This is a genomic window from Enterobacter cloacae complex sp. 2015409, from assembly GCF_041365315.1.
Classification (GTDB): Bacteria; Pseudomonadota; Gammaproteobacteria; order Enterobacterales; family Enterobacteriaceae; genus Enterobacter; species Enterobacter pseudoroggenkampii.
In genome coordinates this window covers 1-492 of the sequence record NZ_JBFTVM010000022.1, presented here as the reverse complement: position 1 = coordinate 492, position 492 = coordinate 1, and the positions used below count along the sequence as shown (strand labels likewise).

General features: G+C 49.4%; 1 tRNA gene and 2 rRNA genes. All 3 read left to right on the top strand.

From position 1 onward, the window contains the following. Positions 1-62, top strand: a 16S ribosomal RNA gene (locus ACDO57_RS23370); the annotation flags it as partial. Positions 63-147: 85 nt separating this feature from the next. Further along, positions 148-223: transfer RNA gene (locus tag ACDO57_RS23365), tRNA-Glu, on the top strand. Between the two features lie 183 nt (positions 224-406). Further along, positions 407-492, top strand: a 23S ribosomal RNA gene (locus tag ACDO57_RS23360); the annotation flags it as partial.

Sequence of the window (492 nt, the reverse complement as noted above, 5' to 3'; positions counted from 1 at the left end):
TGACTGGGGTGAAGTCGTAACAAGGTAACCGTAGGGGAACCTGCGGTTGGATCACCTCCTTACCTTAAAGAACCTGCCTTTGTAGTGCTCACACAGATTGTCTGATGAAAAGTAAATAGCAAGGCGTCTTGCGATTGAGACTTCAGTGTCCCCTTCGTCTAGAGGCCCAGGACACCGCCCTTTCACGGCGGTAACAGGGGTTCGAATCCCCTAGGGGACGCCACTTGCTGGTTCGTGAGTGAAAGTCACCTGCCTCAGTATCTCAAAACTCATCTTCGGGTGACGTTTGAGATATTTGCTCTTTAAAAATCTGGATCAAGCTGAAAATTGAAACGACACATCTTTAAGGTGTGTTCGAGTCTCTCAAATTTTCGCAATCATGAAGTGAAACATCTTCGGGTTGTGAGGTTAAGCGACTAAGCGTACACGGTGGATGCCCTGGCAGTCAGAGGCGATGAAGGACGTGCTAATCTGCGAAAAGCGCCGGCGAGG